The sequence below is a fragment of the Acinetobacter sp. HR7 genome, assembly GCF_000773685.1.
Taxonomy (GTDB): Bacteria; Pseudomonadota; Gammaproteobacteria; order Pseudomonadales; family Moraxellaceae; genus Acinetobacter; species Acinetobacter thermotolerans.
Genome location: NZ_JPQO01000036.1, coordinates 1 through 3,768, shown reverse-complemented (window position 1 = coordinate 3,768; position 3,768 = coordinate 1). Strand labels below are relative to the sequence as shown.

At 43.0% G+C, this 3,768-nt stretch carries 4 protein-coding genes; all 4 read left to right on the top strand.

The window, feature by feature from the left end:
* The first annotated feature begins 541 nt into the window (after positions 1-541).
* The 4 genes from glnA (at position 542) to ubiA (ending at position 3,712) form a co-directional block, all read left to right on the top strand.
* On the top strand, positions 542-1,951 hold the full coding sequence (gene glnA / locus GW12_RS02525; protein WP_034583009.1) for a type I glutamate--ammonia ligase: 1,410 nt from the start codon (positions 542-544) through the stop codon (positions 1,949-1,951).
* Between the two features lie 86 nt (positions 1,952-2,037).
* A complete protein-coding gene (locus GW12_RS02520; RefSeq protein WP_034583011.1) occupies positions 2,038-2,313 on the top strand; it encodes a hypothetical protein in 276 nt (91 codons plus the stop codon).
* Between the two features lie 55 nt (positions 2,314-2,368).
* Complete coding sequence (locus tag GW12_RS02515; protein WP_227504116.1) at positions 2,369-2,827, top strand: chorismate lyase; 459 nt, start codon at positions 2,369-2,371, stop codon at positions 2,825-2,827.
* 6 nt (positions 2,828-2,833) lie between these two features.
* Entirely contained in the window at positions 2,834-3,712 is an 879-nt protein-coding gene (gene ubiA, locus GW12_RS02510; RefSeq protein WP_034583005.1) for a 4-hydroxybenzoate octaprenyltransferase, read from the top strand.
* Positions 3,713-3,768: the final 56 nt, after the last annotated feature.

The following is a 3,768-nucleotide window of genomic DNA, read 5'->3' as shown; positions in this document are numbered from 1 at the left end:
ATTTCATCGAACTCAGGTTATGAATAATGAATATCGATATTCATTTCTTAAAAGTTGGATTAAAAAGCAACAGTTGAATTTTAATCTGAACAAAATAATCAAGGGTACTTAGTCTTTCTTTGTCTAAAGTGACTCAATTTGGGGAGGGTTTGATAGAAAAAACATTTTAAGAAAAACTAATTATCCGATGCTAGATACAAAATTACCCTGAAATATGCCTAAAAGCTTACCCAGTTTGAAGAAAAGCTACGTAAAGCACGCACTATTTACTTGCAATAACCTATAGAATAAAAACGTCGCACTATTTAAGTGCAGCTTGAAAGTAATGAAAACAAAAAAAACATAGAATGCTTGAATATAGTGCATTTAATTATGCAAACAGTATAATAGCGACAAAGTATTTCTTCTAATAACCGTTTTCTAATAAGGATTTCAGGATTTTAGCTATACTTTTAAAAGTTGGTACGGTAATTGCTTTATAACTACCAACTACTAACACGCACTCCCTGGGTGCAACAAAAAACATCGGAGCAAACTGAGCATGGCGAACAAGGTCCTTCAACTCATCCAAGAAAGTGGCGCAAAATGGGTAGATTTCCGTTTTACAGACACTAAAGGTAAAGAACAACACGTGACTTACCCAGCAGACACTATCGATGAAGATACTTTTGAAGACGGTAAAATGTTCGATGGTTCTTCAATTTCTGGCTGGAAAGGTATTGAAGCGTCTGACATGATTTTACGCCCAGATGCTGAGACTGGTTTTATTGACCCGTTCTTCGCTGAGCCTACTGTTGTTGTTACTTGTGACGTGATTGAACCTTCTACTGGTCAAGGTTATGACCGTGACCCTCGTTCAATTGCTCGCCGTGCAGAAGAATACCTGAAATCAACTGGTATTGGTGATACTGCATTCTTCGGTCCAGAACCAGAATTCTTCGTATTTGACGAAGTAAAATGGGAAATTGACATGTCTGGCGCTCGCCACACACTGATCGCTGAAGAAGCTGCATGGTCTACTGGTAAAGATTACGAATCAGGTAACTCTGGTCACCGTCCACGTGTTAAAGGTGGTTACTTCCCAGTTCCGCCAGTAGATTCTCACCACGATATGCGTGCAGAAATGTGTGCGAAAATCGAAGAAATTATGGGCCCAGGTCGTGTAGAAGTACATCACCACGAAGTTGCATCTTGCCAGCTAGAAATTGGCGTAAGCTTCAACACTATGGTTCGTAAAGCTGACGAAGTACAACAGTTCAAATATGCTGTTTGGAACGTTGCGCATCAATACGCTAAAACTGCGACTTTCATGCCTAAACCAATGGTAGGTGACAACGGTTCTGGTATGCACGTTCACATGTCGATCTCTAAAGATGGCAAGAACCTGTTTGCTGGTGATGAATACGCAGGTCTTTCAGAAACTGCACTTTACTTCATCGGTGGTATCATCAAACATGCTCGTTCATTGAACGCGATCACTAACCCATCGACTAACTCTTACAAACGTCTGGTTCCACACTTCGAAGCACCGATTATGCTTGCTTACTCAGCACGTAACCGTTCTGCTTCTATCCGTATCCCATACGTTTCTAGCCCTAAAGGCAAACGTATCGAAGCACGTTTCCCTGATCCAATGATGAACCCGTACCTAGGTTTCGCTGCATTGCTGATGGCTGGTATCGATGGTATCCAGAATAAGATCCATCCAGGTGAAGCTGCAGACAAAAACCTGTACGATCTTCCTCCAGAAGAAGAAGCTAAAATCCCTACAGTGGCTCACAGCCTTGAAATGGCTCTTGAAGCGCTTAAAGCGGACCAAGATTACCTGCTTAAAGGTGGCGTGTTCACTAAAGAAATGCTTGAAGCGTACATCGAGCTTAAAACTGAAGAAGTTCGTCGTCTTAATACGACTACTCACCCAGTTGAATTCGACATGTACTACAGCCTGTAATTCTTCCGAGAATTTCACTGTAAAAAAGACCCGCCTTTGTGCGGGTTTTTTTGTATGATGCTGTTATGGATTCAAGATAAATGATTATGGCAGCACGTAAAAAACATACCGGCTTTTTTCCCTGGATTGATCCGCAGGATCATGACAAGGGCTTTAAACTGAATTTTTCTGAAGTGACTTATGTTGAAGTTGGGCGTACACCTGAAGGTTATAAGCAGGCAGAATTTGTGGCTCTACGTAATCCTGAGCTGGCGCTGGATTATGACTATCCGAAAAGTTTTTATATCACCACAGACGGCCTGATTCTGAAAAAGCTACCAAGTGGAAAATATGAAGTCATCGCCAAGACTGATAATGCCTAATCGTGAAGTTGATACTGTGGTGAGTGTGAAAGTTAAGAATCCATATGGACAGCAGATGCCTGCAAGATTAAAAGAATGGCTGTATGCTTCAGGTTCATTAACCCAGCAATTAACTGACCTGGCAGGCGGGCAGTTCCGGGTAGAACCACAGCAGGAACATTTTCGGCGTCTCAGTTTTAAAAATGCCAGCTGGATGAAGATGCCACATCAGCATACCTCTTGGGTGCGGGAAAGCTATTTATATGGTTGTGATGCCGAGCCCTGGGTCAAAGCCAAAAGTATTTTCCCGATTTTAAGCCTGCAAAAACGTGCTCGTATTTTTCAACATATTGGTTCTAAACCCATTGGTTGGTTGTTATTTCAACGGACCGATCCGCATTGTGAACGTCGTGTGATCTATCTGGAGGATGGGTGGACCCGACAGAGCTGCTATACTTGGCACGGCTGCAAATTCATTGTACAAGAAACATTTTTACCTGCTTTTCAGCGTTATATAGAAAATCAACAGGCTTAACTTGATATGGCAACTGCACAAGCAATTACTTGGCGCGAGCGTTTTAGCGCCTATTATTACCTATGTCGTTTCGACAAGCCGATTGGCACTGAACTGGTGTTTTGGCCAACCATGTGGGCATTGTGGGTTGCTGCTAAGGGAGTGCCTCAGCTTAGTATCCTGATCCCGATGATTCTTGGAGTCATCTTTATGCGTGCAGCAGGTTGTGCCATTAATGACTTTGCAGACCGTAAAGTCGATGCCCATGTCGAGCGGACTAAAACCCGTCCGTTGGCTACAGGCATCATTAGTGCTAAAGAAGCGGTGATGGTGTTTCTGGTGCTGGTCGCGGCGAGTGCTTGTCTGCTGTTTTTTCTGCCGATTGAAACCTTCTACTGGTCCTTTGGGGCTTTATTTTTAGCCTTCATCTATCCGTTTATGAAGCGCTATACCCATTTGCCACAAGTGTTCTTGGGTGCAGCATTTTCCTGGTCGATTCCGATGGCCTATACCGCAGTAGGGCAAACACCGGATTTAACCTGCTGGTTGCTGTATTTTGGTAATTTGGCTTGGACTGTGGCTTATGATACCCAATATGCGATTACGGATCGTGAATATGATTTAAAGATTGACGTGAAGTCGACAGCGATTTTGTTTGGGCAGCATGATATTCAGATCATCAGCATCTTGCAGGCCATTAGTTTGGTTCTGATTGGTTCAGCTTTGTGGATAGAAGACTTACTGATTCCATTTGGCTTGATTGGGCTTCTGGCAGTCGCGATTGATTTCGTATATCAGTGGTCCAAAACCAAGGATAAAGATCCTCAGCGCTGTTTCTGGGCTTTCCGGCATAACCGCTGGGTGGGTGTCATGATTTTCCTGGGAATCTTTGCTGCGCTTCTGTAACAGCATCTTGTCGTTTCACAACAAAAGCATCCTATAAGGGTAATGCCAGTCAGTTA

Coding starts and splice junctions, on each gene's coding strand:
- glnA (WP_034583009.1), top strand. CDS start 542: ATGGCGAACAAGGTCCTTCAACTCATCCAAGAAAGTGGCGCAAAATGG.
- GW12_RS02520 (WP_034583011.1), top strand. CDS start 2,038: ATGGCAGCACGTAAAAAACATACCGGCTTTTTTCCCTGGATTGATCCG.
- GW12_RS02515 (WP_227504116.1), top strand. CDS start 2,369: ATGCCTGCAAGATTAAAAGAATGGCTGTATGCTTCAGGTTCATTAACC.
- ubiA (WP_034583005.1), top strand. CDS start 2,834: ATGGCAACTGCACAAGCAATTACTTGGCGCGAGCGTTTTAGCGCCTAT.